The sequence below is a fragment of the Enterococcus sp. AMC1086 genome (assembly GCF_058216575.1).
On sequence record NZ_CM177100.1, the window covers coordinates 497545 to 516115 of the forward strand.

General features: G+C 35.1%; 17 protein-coding genes and 1 CRISPR repeat array. Of the genes, 14 read left to right on the forward strand and 3 right to left on the reverse strand.

The window, feature by feature from the left end:
- The first annotated feature begins 9 nt into the window (after positions 1–9).
- From AC4BC4_RS02450 to AC4BC4_RS02460, 3 genes are read left to right on the forward strand one after another with little or no spacing between them, the layout of a single operon-like run.
- Positions 10–738 (forward strand): methionine ABC transporter ATP-binding protein, encoded by a 729-nt coding sequence (locus AC4BC4_RS02450; protein WP_490476652.1) that lies wholly within the window; start codon positions 10–12, stop codon positions 736–738.
- Positions 735–1409 (forward strand): methionine ABC transporter permease, encoded by a 675-nt coding sequence (locus AC4BC4_RS02455; protein ID WP_490476653.1) that lies wholly within the window; start codon positions 735–737, stop codon positions 1407–1409. The genes AC4BC4_RS02450 and AC4BC4_RS02455 overlap by 4 nt, the downstream gene beginning before the upstream one ends.
- Before the next feature lie 17 nt (positions 1410–1426).
- Entirely contained in the window at positions 1427–2248 is an 822-nt protein-coding gene (locus AC4BC4_RS02460; RefSeq protein ID WP_490476654.1) for a MetQ/NlpA family ABC transporter substrate-binding protein, read from the forward strand.
- A 94-nt stretch (positions 2249–2342) separates the two neighbouring features.
- Here the strand turns inward: AC4BC4_RS02460 and AC4BC4_RS02465 are convergent, their stop codons facing one another.
- Positions 2343–2525 (reverse strand): hypothetical protein, encoded by a 183-nt coding sequence (locus tag AC4BC4_RS02465; RefSeq protein WP_438757368.1) that lies wholly within the window; start codon positions 2523–2525, stop codon positions 2343–2345.
- Between the two features lie 48 nt (positions 2526–2573).
- Complete coding sequence (locus AC4BC4_RS02470; protein ID WP_490476655.1) at positions 2574–3779, reverse strand: MFS transporter; 1206 nt, start codon at positions 3777–3779, stop codon at positions 2574–2576.
- Between the two features lie 257 nt (positions 3780–4036).
- On the opposite strand from AC4BC4_RS02470, the gene AC4BC4_RS02475 reads away from it, so the two are divergent.
- The gene (locus AC4BC4_RS02475) at positions 4037–4693 is read left to right on the forward strand and encodes a Crp/Fnr family transcriptional regulator (RefSeq protein WP_490476656.1); all 657 of its coding nucleotides are present in this window, start codon (positions 4037–4039) and stop codon (positions 4691–4693) included.
- Positions 4694–4875: 182 nt separating this feature from the next.
- Here the strand turns inward: AC4BC4_RS02475 and AC4BC4_RS02480 are convergent, their stop codons facing one another.
- Positions 4876–5169, reverse strand: coding sequence for a hypothetical protein (locus AC4BC4_RS02480; protein ID WP_490476657.1), 294 nt, complete (start codon positions 5167–5169; stop codon positions 4876–4878).
- An 843-nt stretch (positions 5170–6012) separates the two neighbouring features.
- On the opposite strand from AC4BC4_RS02480, the gene cas3 reads away from it, so the two are divergent.
- From cas3 to AC4BC4_RS02530, 10 genes are all read left to right on the forward strand, one after another.
- Positions 6013–8442, forward strand: a complete 2430-nt coding sequence (cas3, locus tag AC4BC4_RS02485; RefSeq protein ID WP_490476658.1) for a CRISPR-associated helicase Cas3' — start codon at positions 6013–6015, stop codon at positions 8440–8442.
- A 140-nt stretch (positions 8443–8582) separates the two neighbouring features.
- Positions 8583–9314 (forward strand): type I-C CRISPR-associated protein Cas5c, encoded by a 732-nt coding sequence (cas5c, locus tag AC4BC4_RS02490; RefSeq protein ID WP_490476659.1) that lies wholly within the window; start codon positions 8583–8585, stop codon positions 9312–9314.
- On the forward strand, positions 9314–11236 hold the full coding sequence (cas8c, locus tag AC4BC4_RS02495) for a type I-C CRISPR-associated protein Cas8c/Csd1 (RefSeq protein WP_490476660.1): 1923 nt from the start codon (positions 9314–9316) through the stop codon (positions 11234–11236). The genes cas5c and cas8c overlap by 1 nt, the downstream gene beginning before the upstream one ends.
- 3 nt (positions 11237–11239) lie before the next feature.
- A complete protein-coding gene (gene cas7c, locus AC4BC4_RS02500) occupies positions 11240–12097 on the forward strand; it encodes a type I-C CRISPR-associated protein Cas7/Csd2 (RefSeq protein WP_490476661.1) in 858 nt (285 codons plus the stop codon).
- Between the two features lies 1 nt (position 12098).
- Positions 12099–12752 (forward strand): CRISPR-associated protein Cas4, encoded by a 654-nt coding sequence (gene cas4, locus AC4BC4_RS02505; RefSeq protein ID WP_490476662.1) that lies wholly within the window; start codon positions 12099–12101, stop codon positions 12750–12752.
- A complete protein-coding gene (gene cas1c, locus AC4BC4_RS02510; RefSeq protein WP_490476663.1) occupies positions 12749–13780 on the forward strand; it encodes a type I-C CRISPR-associated endonuclease Cas1c in 1032 nt (343 codons plus the stop codon). The genes cas4 and cas1c overlap by 4 nt, the downstream gene beginning before the upstream one ends.
- 58 nt (positions 13781–13838) lie before the next feature.
- Positions 13839–14732: a hypothetical protein gene (locus tag AC4BC4_RS02515; protein WP_490476664.1), complete on the forward strand. Its 894-nt coding sequence runs from the start codon at positions 13839–13841 to the stop codon at positions 14730–14732.
- Between the two features lie 22 nt (positions 14733–14754).
- On the forward strand, positions 14755–15045 hold the full coding sequence (gene cas2, locus AC4BC4_RS02520; protein WP_438757355.1) for a CRISPR-associated endonuclease Cas2: 291 nt from the start codon (positions 14755–14757) through the stop codon (positions 15043–15045).
- 175 nt (positions 15046–15220) lie between these two features.
- Positions 15221–16336: a CRISPR direct-repeat array (repeat unit 33 nt; unit sequence GTCTAGCTCTGTATAGAGCTAGTGGATTGAAAT).
- A 524-nt stretch (positions 16337–16860) separates the two neighbouring features.
- Complete coding sequence (locus tag AC4BC4_RS02525; protein WP_490476665.1) at positions 16861–17292, forward strand: hypothetical protein; 432 nt, start codon at positions 16861–16863, stop codon at positions 17290–17292.
- A 69-nt stretch (positions 17293–17361) separates the two neighbouring features.
- Positions 17362–18534 carry a C47 family peptidase gene (locus AC4BC4_RS02530; protein ID WP_490476666.1) on the forward strand — a complete coding sequence of 391 codons (1173 nt, stop codon included), beginning with the start codon at positions 17362–17364 and terminating at the stop codon, positions 18532–18534.
- The last annotated feature ends 37 nt before the right edge of the window (positions 18535–18571 follow it).

Below are 18571 nucleotides of genomic sequence, written 5' to 3' on the forward strand. Positions count from 1 at the left end.
GGAAATAACATGATCACATTTGAAAAAGTTTCAAAAAGTTATAGGCACAATAAAGCGGTCGTTACAGCATTGAATCATGTTGATCTACAAATAAAAGAGCATGAATTATTTGGTGTGATCGGTGAAAGTGGTTCTGGAAAATCGACCCTATTAAGAATGATCAATACCTTAGAACAACCAACTCAAGGTAAAGTCAAAGTTGCTGGAGTCGATTTGATGCAGTTGAGCGAAGCCGAACAACGGCAAAATCGCAAACAAATCGGTATGGTTTTCCAACAATTTAACTTGCTGGGGAATCAAACGGTAAACGAAAATATCGCACTTCCTTTACGCATAAATGGAGCTTATAATAGCCAGCAGGTTCAAGAAGTCCTAGAATTTGTACGTTTAACAGATAAGGGAGAGCATTATCCTAAACAACTTAGCGGTGGCGAAAAACAACGTGTGGGGATTGCTCGAGCATTGATTACACGCCCGAAAATTTTACTTTGTGATGAACCAACTTCTGCCTTAGACGGACAAAATGCGTACGATATCATGGCATTATTACGAAGAATCAATCAAACATTTGGTACGACGATGGTTATTGTGAGTCATGAATTAAATTTGATCAAGCAATTGTGTAATCGAACAGCAATTTTAGAAAAAGGCAAAGTCTTGGAAACGATAGCTATTCAAAAAGAAGAACAACAACAATTTAGCACCTACTATGAGAGAGTACAGGAGAGTTTAGGATGATCACAGTGTATATAGATAAAATCAGTTATTACCTTCCTGAATTGTCCAAAGCATTGTCGGAAAGTGGCATAATGATTCTGATTTCGCTCGTTGCGGCAGTAGTGCTTGGTTTACCACTTGGAACCTTCGTCTACTTAACAAAAAAAATGCCGACTAATTCTAATTATTGGATAGGGATTTTCTTGAATGGCTATATTAATATTATTCGTTCATTTCCCTTCTTATTGTTTGTAGTGGCATTGATTCCATTTACCCGATTTATACTAGGAACAGCCTTTGGTACTTATGCAGCAGCTTTACCGCTAAGTTTTGTAGCAGTCGCAATATATGCCAGGCTTGTGGAGCAAGTACTCTTAGAAATGCCTAATGATATTTTAGAACTTGCACGATCTTTAGGCAGTACCAAGTTTCAGTTGATTTTTCGTTTTTTGTATGTTGAAGCGCGATCGGGTTTAGTTTTAGCATTGACATCGGTAATTATTAGTATGGTCTCTTATTCAACCGTGATGGGCGTGATCGGTGGTGGTGGGATTGGTGACTTTGCAATACGTTACGGGTATCAGCGTTATGAATACGCAGTAATGTATACAGCAATCGTTATCATGATCATATTTGTTAGTTTTATCCAAATCAGCGGTAGTTGGTTTGCTAAAAGAATAAATAAAAAATAATCGTTAGGAGCAAAACCATGAAAAAAAAAGCATTGATCAGTTTTTTTGTTTTAGCAGGAGTCGCAATTGTAGGATGCACAGGTCAGAAAAAAGCAGCCGATACGGAGAAAAAAGAAGATAAAGTCATCAAAGTTGCATCACATATTTCGTCAACGGTTGATATAGTCGAGTTGGCAGGAAAAAATATCGAAGACGGATATAAAGTAGAATTGGTTCAAGTCAACGACAATATTCAATATAATGAATTACTAAATGCTAAAGAAATCGATGCAAACCTTGCCCAACATGAGCCATTCATGCAAAAATTCAATAAAGAAAAAGATGGTCATTTAGTAGCAGTGCAAAAAATTTATAATGCTAAAGTCGGGTTTTATTCTAAAGAATACAAAGACATCAAAGAGCTTCCAGAAGGAGCCAAAATCGCATTACCAAGTGACGTTTCCAATGAAGGACGTGCACTGGCAATTTTAGATGATGCTGGTTTGATTAAATTAAAAGAAGGCGTTGGGTTTGATGGAACAATCAAAGATATCGTGGAAAATCCGAAAAATTTCGATTGGGTCTCTGTTGATTTATTAAACTTAGCCGAAGCATATAATGAAAAAGACATTGCAATGGTCTACAATTATCCAACCTATATTGCTAAAATTGGTTTGACACCAAAGGATGCGATTCTTTTGGAAAATAAAGTAGATGATCGTTTCGCAATCAGTTTAGTTGCTAGAGAAGATAACAAGGACTCAGATAAAATCAACGCCCTAAAAAAAGCGATGACAAGCGATAAAGTTCGAGAATTACTTGAAACAAAATATGGTGAAACGTCAACACCTGCGTTTTAAAAAATAGAAAATCAGAGCGTACAAGTCATTTTCAGTGAGTGATTGAAAAGGATTGTGCGTTCTGATTTTTTTATCGTTAGTCTAGTGATTTGAGTTATCCCATAATATTATTATTTTTAGATGTTCGCTCAATTGCTCTAGCGTAATGATCCATCGTTGTTTGATGCTGGTCTAAAGCAGTAAGGTCATGTTCAATATGTCCTAAACGAGCATTCAATTCTTCGATCTTTACCAAGGTTTTCTGTAAAACTTCTAACATACGTTCATCTGTATTCATCTTTATTCTCCTTCAATAGTAGTGATTAGTTCATTTCTTTTTAGTTTATTATTTTGCCGGAATTACCGTCTGATCTGTTGTTTTTGATTGATAAAACAAAGCATAAAGAATGATACAGATCACAGGAATAATACTTGCGACTAAATATAATCCTGAAAATGACGTGAAATTACGCAATTCTCCTAAAAGATATGGTCCGACACCAAGCCCAAGATCTAAACCAATAAAGTAAGTCGACAATGCAATCCCGATACGGTGACTGTTTGGACTGACTTTTAAACAAATGGCTTGCCCATTAGACATGAACGTACCATAGCCCAAACCGATTAGACCACCTGAAACCAACAACATCCAACTACTAGTCGTCACACTCAGTAAAAGTAAACCAGCCGTTAGAAAAATAAAACTAGGATACATTACAGCATTTTCACCACGAGCATCAAAAATTCGACCAGATAACGGACGAGTCGCTGTAATCACTAAAGCATAGACCACAAAGAAAAAGGAACTTGCACTGACAAGATCGATTGCTTTGGCATAGGAAGATAGAAAAGATAAAACACTAGAATAAGAAAGACCCATCAAAAATGCAATAAATGAAATAAACAATACTTTTTTTTCAATAAAACTATCAATACTAAAACGAGCTAAGCTTGCTCTGTGTTCTGAACTTAATTGAATATTTTTAACAGGGAAGATAAAACACGCAATTGTAGTAAATAAAATAAGGACGATCGAAAATAGGATAATAAAATAAAAACTCATAGTATTTAATAATACCATTCCAATAAAAGGACCAATGGCTGCAGCTAAACTGGTACTTAATCCATAATAATTGATTCCTTCGCCATGTTTTGATTTAGGAATGTAAGCTGTCACGATTGCATTTGTTGCAGTTGAGACCGCTCCATACCCAAAACCATTTAGCAAGCGGACCAGGTAAAGAATCCCGATACTTGGAATGTACAAATAAGCAATCGTGGTAACAAGATAAAACAAAGCTCCGTATCTTAGTACGGTCTTTCTCCCAATTAGTTCTAACATCTTACCCATAAACAATCGTGCAAATAATGTGCCGATAATATAAATACCAGAGGCAAGTCCAGCTTGCCCTAATGTTGCATGAAGCGTATCTTGAGCGATTACAGCAATGATCACCATTAGCAAATAATACACTAAATACACCACAAAATTGATCAAAGTAATACTGATAAAGCCTTTGTTGAATAATTTTTCTTCTGAATGTTCCGACATCGTTGAATGATCCTTCTTTCTTATTATGATAGGGTTGAACTGGAAATTACAATTTTTTTCTGAAAGCTAGTTATACTGAGTACTATACAAAAAAATGAGTAAAAAAAAATGTGGATTTGTATTGAAAAAAAGTGACTAACAAAAAAACACAACAAAAGTCATATACATTTGTTGTTGCTTTTCAATGTGTTATCATCTTAAATAAGGGTAGCGATTTTTTTACAGAAAATTTTCAAAAAATGGTGAGGAGTTACTAAATGGACAGTCATGTGTTACAAGAATACTTAGATGCACATTCATTTCCAATAGTAGTTAAGAAAAAAAAGACGTATCTTACTTATGAAGGACTGCAAGATCGGTATGCGTATATTTTGAAAAGCGGCATCATCAAAACCAGCGTTATTTCGCCAGATGGTCGAGAGTTCAATCTCAGATATATCAATAGTTTGGAAATCGTGTCTTTATTAAGAGATGAATATTCTCAGTTTATCGATGCCCCGTTTAATATTCGGATCGAGTCAGTGCAAGCAGAATTGTATCAGATCGATCGTGTTCAGTTTTGGAAGGATATTAATCAAAGCAAAGAATTACAGATGTACGTGAAAGATTATTATCGTGTTCGTTTGATGTATTCGATGAAAAAGATGCAGCAGATGTTAATGAATGGAAAATTTGGTGCAGTTTGTACTCAGGTTTATGAATTATATGATACGTTTGGTGTCACTGTGGACGATGGATTGTTAATTGATTTTGTGGTGACGAATGAAGAGATCGCTCATTTTTGTGGGATCACTTCTGCCAGTAGTGTGAATCGGATGATGCAGCAGTTGAAGGATTTAGGGGCTATCAAGATCAAGGATCGGAAGATAGTGATCATAGATATGGAGATTTTGAAGGATAATATTATCCTGTGAGCAGTTCAATAGGCGCTTCATTAGGGTGTGTAAGACAATACTAAATCGGTTCATGGCAATGAGCCTTAGGAAAAATATTTATAAATAATAATAGGGAAAGAGGTTGGGACAGAAGCGTTTTTCGGATCCCTAGCCTCTTTTTTTTAACAAAATCCATTTGGAAATAATTGTCTATTTAAAACTTATAGAGAAGTCTTTATTGAGGTAGACGTTTGATTTTGGATAATCGTAGCTAATTGCTTTTGTGAATCGGCTATCAGTAACTCAAACTCTTTATTGAACGTCTCAAATAATTTTGCGCTAGCATAATATTGTTTGACTAACCGTTTTTTATTGATTGGCGTAGTTGGATTGGTAAAATACTTTTCTAGAACTTCCAACGGCTCTTTCCAAGATTCTAAACGATCGAGTGAATCACGAAGGTTTAGAATCTCTTGATACGGGACAGTTTTGATACAGATTGCAGAATTTTCCATGGTAATGCTCCTTTTCTCTGTTTGATTTTTGATGTAGAGCAAAAGAAAAAGAGGAAAGCTGTACGTCTCTATTGTTGAAATATGTCAGTAAGGAGTGGATTTCTTTAAGCATTCAGAGAAAAATTTCAAAAGTGTCTAGAAATTCTTACAAGAATTAGGTACAATAAAGAAGCTGGTACTACGGTACTGGCAAATGGGCAACTTGGATAGAGAGGGATTGCTTTCTATTCAGGGCTTCATTGAACGGTTGGCGCCGATCAATGAAGTGCCTATTTTTCTTTGTCTCAAATCTAACAGGATAGAAATTAAAAAAGACGATCTACAGGTGACCTGTAATCGTCTACAAATAGGCAAGAGAAAGAGACTATGAACTATGTCGTGACTATAGAAGTGCACAACACAAAATAGATCGATCCTTACGCTATTGGCAAAGTTGTTTTACAGGGATTGCTGTTTAAACAAGTCTTCTGGTTTGGTTGGCGCCAGACCACGAAGAGCCAATTTATTTATTTTTAATGTTAGTTATTTCTATCCTATGCATTTCATTATACATAAAGAGTGGCCTATTCACAACGAATTTTTTTGTGGAAAGAGATTAAATAACACGAAAATCAGGCTCCTTATATATAAGAGAAAATAACAAAACTTTTTTTGAACTAGTTGAATATTTCAATTGAGCTTTCTGTTTTGTTTATGTTGTTACTGTTCATTTTATTAATTATTTATCTTGTTTTCTACAATCAAAAAAATTAATTGAACTATTTTAAATTTTAGATAGTTCTTTTTTTTATAAGTGATATAATGTATTTAAAACACTAAGATAAATAATTAAGGAGTTTAAGTATGTATGTAGCACATGTAAGGAAATCAGATGAAGAAAAGCAATTATTAAAGAATCATCTAGTAGAATGTGCCGAACTAAGCGCAGATTGGGGCGAAAAAATCGGGCTAAGAAAAACGAGCTATTTAGCTGGTTTACTTCATGATTTAGGAAAGTTTTCTAGTGAATTCCAAGAGTATTTGAAAAAAGCTGTGGATGATCCGAAAAGCGTAACACGCGGTAGCGTCGATCATTCAACGGCTGGTGGTAAGCTTCTTTTTGATTATTGCCACAAAAATAGTCGTGATCCATTTTCATATATCCTAGCCGAACTGGTAGGCAATGCGATTATTTCTCATCATAGTAGCCGAGGGCTGCAAGACTTTTTTACCGCAGAAGGAGAAGCGACTTCTGATTATCTTAGACGAGTCGATGAAATCGAGGTTGTCGATTATGAACAAATCAAAAGTTGTTTTTTCCAAGAAGTGGTCTCAGAAGAACAGTTTCAGAGATTATTGTTGGAAGCAACACAAGAAGTGAAAAGGCTTTATCAAACGGATGGAAAGAGCAGAGTCAAACAAAATGATACATTTTTTCTTTTGAAATTTATCTATAGTTGCCTTTTGGATGCGGACAGAACAAATACGATGCTATTTGAAGAAAATAAACAATTTAAACAGCATGAAAATGATGCCTTGCTTCAATCCTATAGTCGAAGCCTAGAAGAATATATTTCAACATTTACCGCTGACACGCCAATCAATCAACTTCGTAGTCAGATGTCTGAGCAGTGTAAAGTCTTTGCTGAAAGAAAGAGCGGAATTTATACTCTTTCGATTCCAACAGGAGGCGGTAAAACGTTAGCTAGTTTACGATTTGCATTGAATCATGCTATCAAACATGGCAAGGAGCGCATTATTTATGTTGTGCCATTTACAACAATTATTGAACAAAACGCTGCGACAATTCGAGAGATTTTAAAGGATGAGATCAATATACTAGAACATCATTCCAATGTTTTTACGGATCAGGAAGAAACCAAAGAAAGACAGTCAGAAGAGTCAGAAGCAGAAAAAGAAGCGTTGGAGCAAAAACAAGCGTTAATGAAAGACAATTGGGAAAGCCCAATAATCTTTACTACAATGGTGCAATTTCTAAATACTATATATAGTCGAGGAACTCGAAATCCACGCCGTTTTCATAACGTAATGAATGCAGTGATTATTTTTGATGAAGCACAAGGCGTTCCCACAAACTGCACGCATTTATTTAATGAGAGCTTGAACTTTTTAAAAAATTACGGCACAACGACAAGTGTTTTGTGTACAGCAACTCAGCCATCTCTAGAAAATGTAGGCAGAGCATTAGCGAAAGAATCTGATGGTGAAATGGTCTCCAATTTGTCAGAAGTGGAATCAAAGTTTAAACGAGTAGAAGTGATTGATCGGACAACGGAAGAATCATGGACGCTTGAAGCGTTAGCAGCGTTTAGCCAAGAAATTTTAGCCGAAAAGAATAACCTGCTGATTATTTTAAATACAAAAAAAGCTGTTCGAAGTCTATATCAATATTTGGAGAATCAGCAACTAGATACTATTGAATTGTATCATTTGAGCACCTCAATGTGCGCCAAGCATCGGAAAAATTTGTTGGACGAGTTACGTGAAAAACTAAAAAGTCGTGATACAAAACTGATCTGTATCACGACACAGTTAATTGAAGCTGGCGTGGATATCAGTTTTCAATCGGTTATTCGTTCAGTAGCAGGTTTAGATTCAGTTGCTCAAGCAGCAGGACGTTGTAATCGACATGGAGAAACCAAACAACAACCCGTCTACCTAGTCAATCTTTCAGCAGATCTTGAAAATCTGACTCATTTACCAGAGATCAAACAAGGCCAAGAAATTACGCTAGCTATTCTTACAGAAAAAAGTGAAGTTGCGCAAAAGGAACTACTTTCTCATTCGGTTCAAAAACGCTACTTTGATCAATATTACGCTCGTTTTAAGAATGAATTAAATTATCCCGTAAAAAAGACATCACTCAATCTATTTAGTTTATTAGGTGAAGGCACTAATGCACTTGAACATTATAAACGAACACATGGATCTGCTCCTGTTTTGGCTTTTAGAAGTAGTCCTAAAACGGTAGGGAAATATTTTCAAGTCATTGATAGTCCAACAACTTCAGTACTTGTTCCATATGGAAAAGGGAACGAGCTGATCGCTGATTTGAATGGGGAGTTGAGACCAGAAGAGTATTCACCGACATTAAAAAAAGCGCAACAATATATAGTCAATGTCTTTCAGCATGAACTGATGGAACTTCAAAAAAATGGGGGGATTTATCCGTTATTGAATGGCGATATTTTAGCCCTTACGAGTAATGCATACGATTTGAAATTTGGTATAGATATAGAAGCTGAAGCTGCGAGCAGTTATTTAGGAGTTTAGTATTATCTAGCTGCATGGGCTAGTCTCTCGGGAAAAAGATAAAAATGGAGTGAGGTAAAGAACACCTCAGCCAATTTATCCTATTTTCCAGTCGAGACTGAATGAGCCCATTCCGCTTTTAAATTAAGGAGGACTCAACGATGAAATATAAAAATCAAATCTCATTTAGAGTTGAAGGCGAATATGCTCTTTTTACGGATCCTTTGACAAAAATGGGTGGTGAAAAAATGACCTATCAAATTCCCACTTACCAAGCACTAAAAGGAATCACAGAAAGCATCTACTGGAAACCATCAATTGTTTATTATATTGATGAAGTTCGCATAATGAAATCAATTCAAATGGAATCTAAAGGTATGCGGCCGATGAAATACAACGACAGCAGTGCCAGTGATCTGGCGTATTATACGTATTTGAAAAAGCCTGTTTATGAAGTGAAAGTGCATTTTGAATTTAATCAACATCGTCCTGATTTAAAAGGCGATTGGAATGAAGACAAACATTATCAAATTTTAAAGCGTTCAATCAAAGCAGGTGGACGCAGAGATATTTTTTTAGGAACCAGAGAATGTCAGGGATATGTGGAACCTGTTGATTTTGGTACAGCCAATGGTGATTATGATGACTACGAGGGGGAGCTGCATTTTGGCACAATGGTGCATGGATTATCTTATCCAGATGAGACAGGAAAAGAGGAATTAGCTGTTCGTTTGTGGCGGCCGATCATGAAAAAAGGCATTATTAAGTTTCAACGCCCAGAAGAATGTACCTTAGTTCGACCACTTAGAGCGATGCAAGCAAAAATAGTTGAACCTTCAGAAATAGAGTCTGTCGATCAGTTATTTGAAACCTTGGAACAGGAGGCTGAATGATGAGTTGGTTGAATGACTTATACGAAACGTATGAAGAAAATGTAGAGCAAGTAGGAAAAGTTCAACGAACATCTTATGGAAAAGAAATTGTTCTTTTACCAATTGCACATGCTTACCAAAACGCTCAAATCGAAGTAACAATAACGCCAGAAGGTGAATTTTATACGGCAAGTGTCGTGCCGAAAGATGAGGCACAAACAATGATTCCAGTAACAATCGAGTCTGCTGGAAGGTCAGGGTCAACTTCTGCACCACATTTAATCCATGACAACTTAGTTTATGTTGCTGGGGATTTTGAAGAATATGGTGGTATTTATAAAAAGAATAAAGCTGGGAAAAATTCTTATCAGATGTATTTAGAAAACTTAAAGGCATGGTGTGAATCCGATTATTCTCAGCCGGTCGTTAAAAGTGTTTTAAGCTATTTAGAAAAAGGCAGACTAATTGAAGATTTAGTACAAGCGAAGGTAATGGTTGAGAAAAATCATCAACTCATTCCCAAATGGTCAAAGGAGCTAGAAGCAGAACTTGGAGAGAAACCAGCTTTATTTAGTGTAGTAGTTGGAGAACAAGCAACTTCTTTTGTTCGATTTGCTGTTCAAGAACATGGGACAGGTAAACGACCGCTATGGGGCGATTCAGAAATCATTGACTCATTTGTCGCTTATTATACAAAAGAACTGACAAATGAAGGGCTGGATTATGTGACAGGAGAAATGTTGCCACTGACAGAAAATCATCCTTCAAAGGTACGTTATGGCGGAGATATGGCAAAAATAATTTCTGGTAATGATTCAGTAAATTTCACGTATAAAGGTCGTTTTACAGATAAAAATCAAGTTGCTTCTATTAGTTATGAAGTCTCTCAAAAAGGACATAACGCATTAAAATGGTTGATTGGTAAACAAGCATTTATTTTAGATGGGCGAGCCTTTTTAACTTGGGGGAGAAAAGAAACCGATGTTCCTAATCCAGAAGAATCAAGTGCTGATTTTCTTGATTTTGACGCTATTTTTGCCAAAGATGAAGAAGCAGAAATTTTACTAAGTCCAGACACGACCCATCAGCAATTTTCTGAGTTATTTAAAAAAGCCTTGAATGGTTATAGCGTGAAGCTTGCTTATCATGAGCCAATTTACATCATGATTTTAGATGCAGCTACTCCAGGCAGAATGGGAATTCTTTATTATCGCTCGATTGAAAAAGAACAGTACTTTGCTCGAATTGAAGACTGGCATCAAACTTGTTTCTGGCGTCATACTTATGGCAGCAAAAATAAGCACCGTTACACTTTTTGGGGAGCGCCATCTTTGAGGGATATCGCTGAAGCTGCCTATGGTTTGCGAGCGAGTGATACGCTGATAAAAAATACAATTCATGAGCTATTTCCTTGTGTTGTAGATGGAAAAAGGATTCCGATAAATCTAGTTCGAACTCTCTTGCAAAGAGCGTCAAATCCAGTAAGCATGGAAAAGTGGGAATGGGAAAAAACGTTAAGTATTGCTTGTGCTGTAATGAAAAAGCACTTTAATTTTAAAGAGGAGGAAAAAAATGTGGCATTAGATAAAAATGAAACGGATCGCAGTTATTTGTTTGGGAGAATGTTAGCAGTGGCAGACGTTTTAGAAGAATATGCTTTGTATAAAGCAGGAATCAATAGAAGTACCAATGCTATTCGTTACATGAATGCATTTAGTAACCATCCATTAAAAACATGGAAAATCATTCAAGAAAATTTGATTCCGTATCAAGCAAGGTTAAGAGGTAAAGGAAGCTATTACCAAAAATTATTAGATGAAATTGGTGCGTCTTTTGAGTTTGAACATTTTACAGATAAGGCTTTAGACGGAAAATATTTATTAGGCTACTATAGTCAACGAGCAGATTTGAAGAAAAAAACAGAAGAGAAAACGGAGGAATAAGTCATGACAGTTTTAACACACAAAATCGATTTTAAAGTAATCACATCAGTAACTAACGCCAATCCAAACGGGGACCCATTAAATGGCAATCGACCACGTCAAAATTTTGATGGTTTTGGTGAGATATCAGATGTCGCAATCAAACGTAAAATTCGTAATCGACTACAAGACTTAGGGGAACACATTTTTGTTCAGTCTGATGATCGTGCGGATGATGGGTTTAAAAGTTTAAAAGATCGGGCAGATGCAGTTGAAGAACTAGAAGCAATCAATAAAGATAAGAAAAAAGATGCCGATCGTTACGCACAAGTCGCTTGTAAGACCTTTATGGATACTAGAAGTTTTGGCCAAGTCTTTGCGTTTAAAGGTTCTGATTTGTCGGTTGGTGTTCGTGGTCCTGTTTCGATACAGACGGCTGTAAGTATAGAACCGATCGATATCAACACGATGCAAATCACCAAAAGTGTGAATTCCGTTACTGGAGATAAAAAAGGTTCTGATACCATGGGCACCAAACACTTTGTAGATTTCGGTGTATATGTCTTCAATGGCAGCATCAACGTTCAACTAGCAGAAAAAACGGGCTTCACCACGGATGATGCAGAAAAAATCAAAGAAGCTCTAACCACTTTATTCGAAAATGACGCATCATCTGCTCGCCCCGATGGTAGTATGGCTGTCGAAAAAGTTTACTGGTGGGAACATCCAAGCAAGATGGGCAAAGCTTCTTCAGCAAAAGTTCACCGTTCAGTTAAAATTGAAAAAATTCCTGAAGTTGATCGCGCGAAATCATTTGATGATTACAGAGTAACGGTGGAACCACTAGAAGGAATCGAGCTCACCGTCATCGAAGGTCTGTGATATGTATGAGGAACAAGATTATTTAATGATTTCAGGTATCCAGCATTTTCTTTTTTGCCGTCGCCAATGGGCATTGATCCATATTGAACAACAATGGCAAGAAAATGTTTTAACGCTAGAAGGACAATATTTACACGAAAAAGCAGATCAGCCGACGATTAGAGAAAAGCGCAAAGATCGCTTGATTGTTCGCGCATTGCCTATCCATTCGCCAACTCTAGGAATTACTGGAATCTGTGATGTAGTTGAATTTGTTCAAGACTCAAATGGTGTATCTTTAAACGGAGAATCAGGCACTTTTTCACCTATTCCAATCGAGTACAAACATGGCAAACCGAAACAGGAACATAGCGATATCTTACAATTAACGGCTCAAGCTGTTTGCTTAGAAGAAATGCTAGTCTGTGACGTTCCTAAAGGATATTTATATTATCATGAAACAAAACGTAGAGAAGAAATTGCGATTACACCAGCTTTACGTGAAGAACTACAAAAAAATGTTGAAGAAATGCATCAATATTGGCAAAGACGATACACACCCAAAGTAAAAACAGGCAATTTCTGTAAAAAATGTTCTCTACAAAATATCTGTTTACCTAAGCTGATGAATGTTCAAACCGTCAAAGGCTATTTAGATCGGAGGTTATGTGAATGAGAAAGTTATTGAATACGTTATTTGTCACAACGCCTGAAACGTATTTAGCTTTAGATGGAGAAAATATTGTCATTTTAAAAGCAGAGACAAAGCTAGGAAGAGTCCCTCTTCATAATTTAGAAGCAATCGTAACAACTGGTTATTTAGGGGCAAGTCCAGCATTGATGCGTAAATGTGCTGAAAAAAATATTGGGCTGACATTTTTAACAACGACAGGAAAGTTTGGCAGCCGAGTCACAGGTGGAACGACTGGAAATGTAACCTTACGAAAAAAACAATATCGTATATCTGACAACGAAGAAGCAAGTTTGGCGATTGCAAAGCATTTTATTATTGGTAAATTATATAATCAGCGCTGGATGTTAGAGCGAGTAACGAGAGATAATCCGATGCGGATAGATGTTGAACGATTTAAACAGATTTCTGGTGAACTAAAAAAATATATTGGTGATATTCGCCATGTGGGAGATCTAGAATCACTAAGAGGGATCGAAGGACAAGCAGCAAACCGTTATTTTCTATTGTTTGATCAAATGATTTTACAGCAAAAAGTTGATTTTGGTTTTTATGGTAGGAATCGCAGACCACCTTTAGATAATGTAAATGCTATGCTTTCTTTAGCGTATACTCTGCTGGCACAAGAATGTGCAGCCGCTTTAGAGACGGTCGGACTTGATCCCTATGTTGGGTTTATGCATCAAGACCGCCCAGGACGGACTTCTTTATCATTAGATTTAATGGAGGAACTAAGAGGTATTTATGCGGATCGTTTTGTATTAACGTTGATTAACAAGAAAATGATCACTGGAAAAGATTTTCTTAAAAAAGAAAGCGGTGCTGTTATTTTGACGGATGAAGGCAGACGAAGATTCTTTCAGCATTGGCAAGAAAAGAAGCAAGAAAACATTCAGCATCCATTTTTAGGAGAAAAAATCAATTGGGGGTTAGTCCCTTATGTTCAAGCTTTGCTTTTAAGTCGTTTTTTAAGAGATGATTTAGATGGCTATCCCCCATTTTTATGGAAGTGATGATTGTTTTAAGTTGGTAAGTAGTTACTATAATGGAGTAAGAAAAGGAGTTTTTAGAATGAATGAGGAACTTGGCAAAATTTTTGGAACATCAGATAAAGAAATAATCACAGAACAATTAACAATAAAGGATAATTTGTTGAAATTCAAAGATATGACGATGCAACTAAGCAATATTTCGCAAATTTATGATGGTAAATTAAAATTTAAAATCTCTAAATGGATCATTATTCTTTTGCTAATTTCATTTATTGGATTATTTAGCGAAAATTTTAAAACGATTGGAATAGTGGGCTTACTTATTTCTGGTGGGTATATTTTCTTCGTTTATCAGAAATACATGGAAAATAGAATTTATTTATTCTTTATTTTGAATTCAGGGCAGACATATCGCTTGATGTTCAAAGATAAAACATTTTTAGATCAAGTGAAATCAGTGATTGAAGCGGCATTTAATAGTAAACACGGTGACTATACTATAAATGTAGCAGAACAAAAAATCTTGAATGGGGATCAGCAGGTGTTTAATGGAAGCCATAGTAATGTGAATTTTGGGGTTCAACAAGATCATTCTCAAACGAATCATATTACAGAAAGTTTTAATCAAACAGATGATCATTCATTTAAGGTAGGCCGAGATATGACAAATAGTTCCATTCAATCAGCTACTTCAAAAAGTAAGATGGATACATCTGTACAAAATGAAACGATGGAAACCTATGACTGGCCAGTAATAGAAGATTCATTAGAAAAAATTATAGCAACAATTAAAATCGACAGCCCAGTAAAACAAGCAAGTCAAGAAGCTTTGCTGGCAGCTAAAGAAGAAAATACCAGTAAATTTGAAGCAGTAATTAGAGCGCATAAAACTGAATTTCTTTCTGATCTTTTTCAAAATACGGTAAGTGGCGTGTTGGCACAAGTGATTACAAAACTTTGTGGACTAGCTTAAATTAGGAAAGTAGTGACGTTAAATGTTGATATTGATTACCTATGATGTAGCGACCAGTTCGAAAAATGGTCCTCGTCGTTTGAGAAAAGTAGCAAAGAAATGCCAAGACTACGGACAACGGGTTCAAAACTCTGTTTTTGAATGTGTTGTTGATGCAACTGAGTTAGTGAAATTAAAAAACGAATTGATTGATTTAATTGATGAAGAGTTAGATAGTTTGCGTATATATCGATTAGGCAATAATTATCAAAATAAAGTAGAGCACATAGGTGCAAAGGAAAGCTTTGATGTAGAAGCACCATTGATATTTTAAAAGAGTAAATATAATTTGGTGCGAATCCTAAGTGCACATGAAATTACTGGGAGATTCGCACCATAATTTAACTGTTTTTCAGCAAAGAAAGGCTCTTTTCTCATTTAAATTTAATTTTAAAATTATTATTTTGTGGAATAACAAAAATATGTTATATATTTTTGCCATTTTCACGGTCTAGCTCTGTATAGAGCTAGTGGATTGAAATTTCTCTCTTGCCACTATTGACACTGAGCAAGAAGTCTAGCTCTGTATAGAGCTAGTGGATTGAAATCAATATGATTATATTTTGATTTCTAACTTAATAACGTCTAGCTCTGTATAGAGCTAGTGGATTGAAATTTAGAGGTTATCACTATCAAACAATTGGCAAAGAGTCTAGCTCTGTATAGAGCTAGTGGATTGAAATATTTTATGTTAGTTGACAACTATATGAAAACTAAGTCTAGCTCTGTATAGAGCTAGTGGATTGAAATGATACATTTCTAACTCTATTCACTTGACATATAACGTCTAGCTCTGTATAGAGCTAGTGGATTGAAATAAATCACTGTGCGCATGTATATAACCAAAATTGGAAGTCTAGCTCTGTATAGAGCTAGTGGATTGAAATAAAAGTCTGTTCACGAAGCGCCTTAGAAACACGAGTCTAGCTCTGTATAGAGCTAGTGGATTGAAATTTGTAGAAAGGGTGTGAGTTGAAAATGTCAGATAAGTCTAGCTCTGTATAGAGCTAGTGGATTGAAATTGTTTCTTTTACATCTAAAACATAAAACCAATAATGTCTAGCTCTGTATAGAGCTAGTGGATTGAAATACAACTAGCACAAATGTTTTAATTAAAATAATAGGTCTAGCTCTGTATAGAGCTAGTGGATTGAAATTAGTGATGGTTTGTATTTACCATCTCCAATGCGTATGTCTAGCTCTGTATAGAGCTAGTGGATTGAAATAATACGATTATATTCTAATAAATAATTTAATTACTGTCTAGCTCTGTATAGAGCTAGTGGATTGAAATCGTACCAACTATATTTTACACCAATGTTTTTTAAGTCTAGCTCTGTATAGAGCTAGTGGATTGAAATAATATGGTGGAACTTACAGATACTTTTTTAAAGTTGTCTAGCTCTGTATAGAGCTAGTGGATTGAAATAATCTGTACGTTTCTTCACCCACTATAGAAATATTGTCTAGCTCTGTATAGAGCTAGTGGATTGAAATCACGTGTCAAAGTAGAAAATAGAGGTAGTGATTTTGTCTAGCTCTGTATAGAGCTAATGGATTGAAATACAAGAGAGTACTTACCAAGATTATTAGAATCTGAATAATATCTAATAAAGTGGACAGAAAATATAAATCATTCATAATAAAGAGTCAAGAAACATCATGAGAAAATTTATGGTGTTTTTCTTTTTTATCAAACGTCGACTATCAAAACTTAAAAGTATCAATCGAATAAAATCAGGCAATAGGAATCAGGATACTAAGCTATCAAAAGATACGATCATAATTTAAACAATAATAGGGCTGGCACAAAAAAAAGTGTGTCAGTTTTTCTAAAATGTGCGATTCCCAAAAAGGATCGGTAGGAGGAGTCAGAGCAGAAAGTACCTAAACTTATAACTAAGTCTTTCTACGCTAAAACTTCATTAAGAATAGTAGAAACTAAAAATGAGCGAGTGTTGTAGAACAAAATTCACTGCTGATAAAAGTGAGAGCAATAACAACTTAGCTTATAACTTATAAATATTGGACATAGTTGTTTTATTCACTTAAGATAAATTTATACATTTAGAGAGGAGTATGTTAAGGTATGAAAAAAAAATTAAAAATGTTTAGTAAAATTTGTAGTGTATTATTTTTGTTGGTAATTTTAGTTTCTTGTAATAGTAGAAAAATAGATAGAACTATGCAATCAATTAAAAAAGATGAAAGTGAGAGTGAATATTTATATATTTTTTTAGGTGATTGGCAAAGTATTGATTCTGATATTGAATATAATTTAAAAATTAGGTCGATTGATAAAATGAGTGTAGAAATTAGTTTTACAAAAAAAGAAGATTCTGATCATTATGTTGATTATAAAGTACAGAAATCAACCGATGATAAACTGTTTTTAGCTGATAATTCCGGATCTCAACTAGTAAAATTATTTTTAAAAGAAAATGTTTTAACATACGTAGTAAGTTCAGCTAGTCTTTCGGACGAAGGCACAGGTAAGCCAATTCTTTTCGAGAAAAAATAAAACGTTTATAAAACGTGTTCTTTTATGTTATTCTATTTGTAAATTATATTTTATAAGGAGATGTTATATTTGAAAAAGAATAAGTTTTTAAAACTGTTAGGGGTTATTTGCTTTATTACTATTATGTTTTTTAGTTTTGAAAATGGATATGCTGAAAAAAATTCTAAACTCGAAATTTTAACACCAACGGTATCAGCTGATGTTTATGAATATGCTGACAAAGATTTTGGAAATGTACTCAACTCCATACTTTTCTTTGAACAAAATGGAACTAGTATAGATGAATATCGATTAGGAAATCCATTCACAATGTTTGATCAAGAAATTTCAAGTGAGAGGACATTCTATTTTCCTGTTTTTTTAGACAATGATATTCAATATTTATATTCTATTCGTAAAGACACGTCTGGAAGATACGTCTCTTCTATTTCTAGGTTTTTATCAGAAGAACTTAATGAAATAAAAGATACTTCAAATGATGCTGAAATAGCTCTTTTTACAAAAAATGAGGATGTTTTTGTGAAAAAAAATGATCAGGTGATAAAAATTTATGAAACACCCAAAGAAAATATGAGCGCGGTTAGATTTTCTAGCAAGTCTTTAGATCAAGAAGATCTAGTAACTGATAATGAAAATACGGATATTATTGATGTCATGGAAAAAATTGATTATCAGCTTCAAACCAAACTTTCTCAGCAGAGTTTATCACGTTCCACGGTTAGTACAGGATCTAATTATGCGATGATAAATTGGTCAATAAAAGAAACACAAAGTACTTTACCTTGGTGTGCTGCATACGTTACAGCTGCAATTTTGTCCAATAAAGTCGATTCTCGTCCAGCTCGTGCACAAGATGCTATGAACCATGCATATCCTAATCAAAGTCAAGCGTATAAGGAAAAACAGGGTCTTAGTAGAGATCAAGCCGTAGCATATGGTAAATCAAGAGGAACTAATCCTATTCAAGTAAATAATACAGTTACACATAGTGTAGTAGAGAGTAATTTAAGAAGAGGTAATGCTATTTATGCTGGTGGAGCAGGACATGGTCAATCACTAAAAAGCAGACATGCGTTTGCTATATACGGATGGGTAACTGCCCAAGATAACTCCTATAGAAGTTATTATATGTGGAATCCTTGGTGGGATTATCCAATGGTTGTACAAGCAAATACGATGCCCATAACTATTCCAGTTCCTGGAGGTGGATATGTTTGGGATGTGAGTATTTACAATTGGTAATTAGTTCTGATTCAAAATGGACACTAGTATACCATTT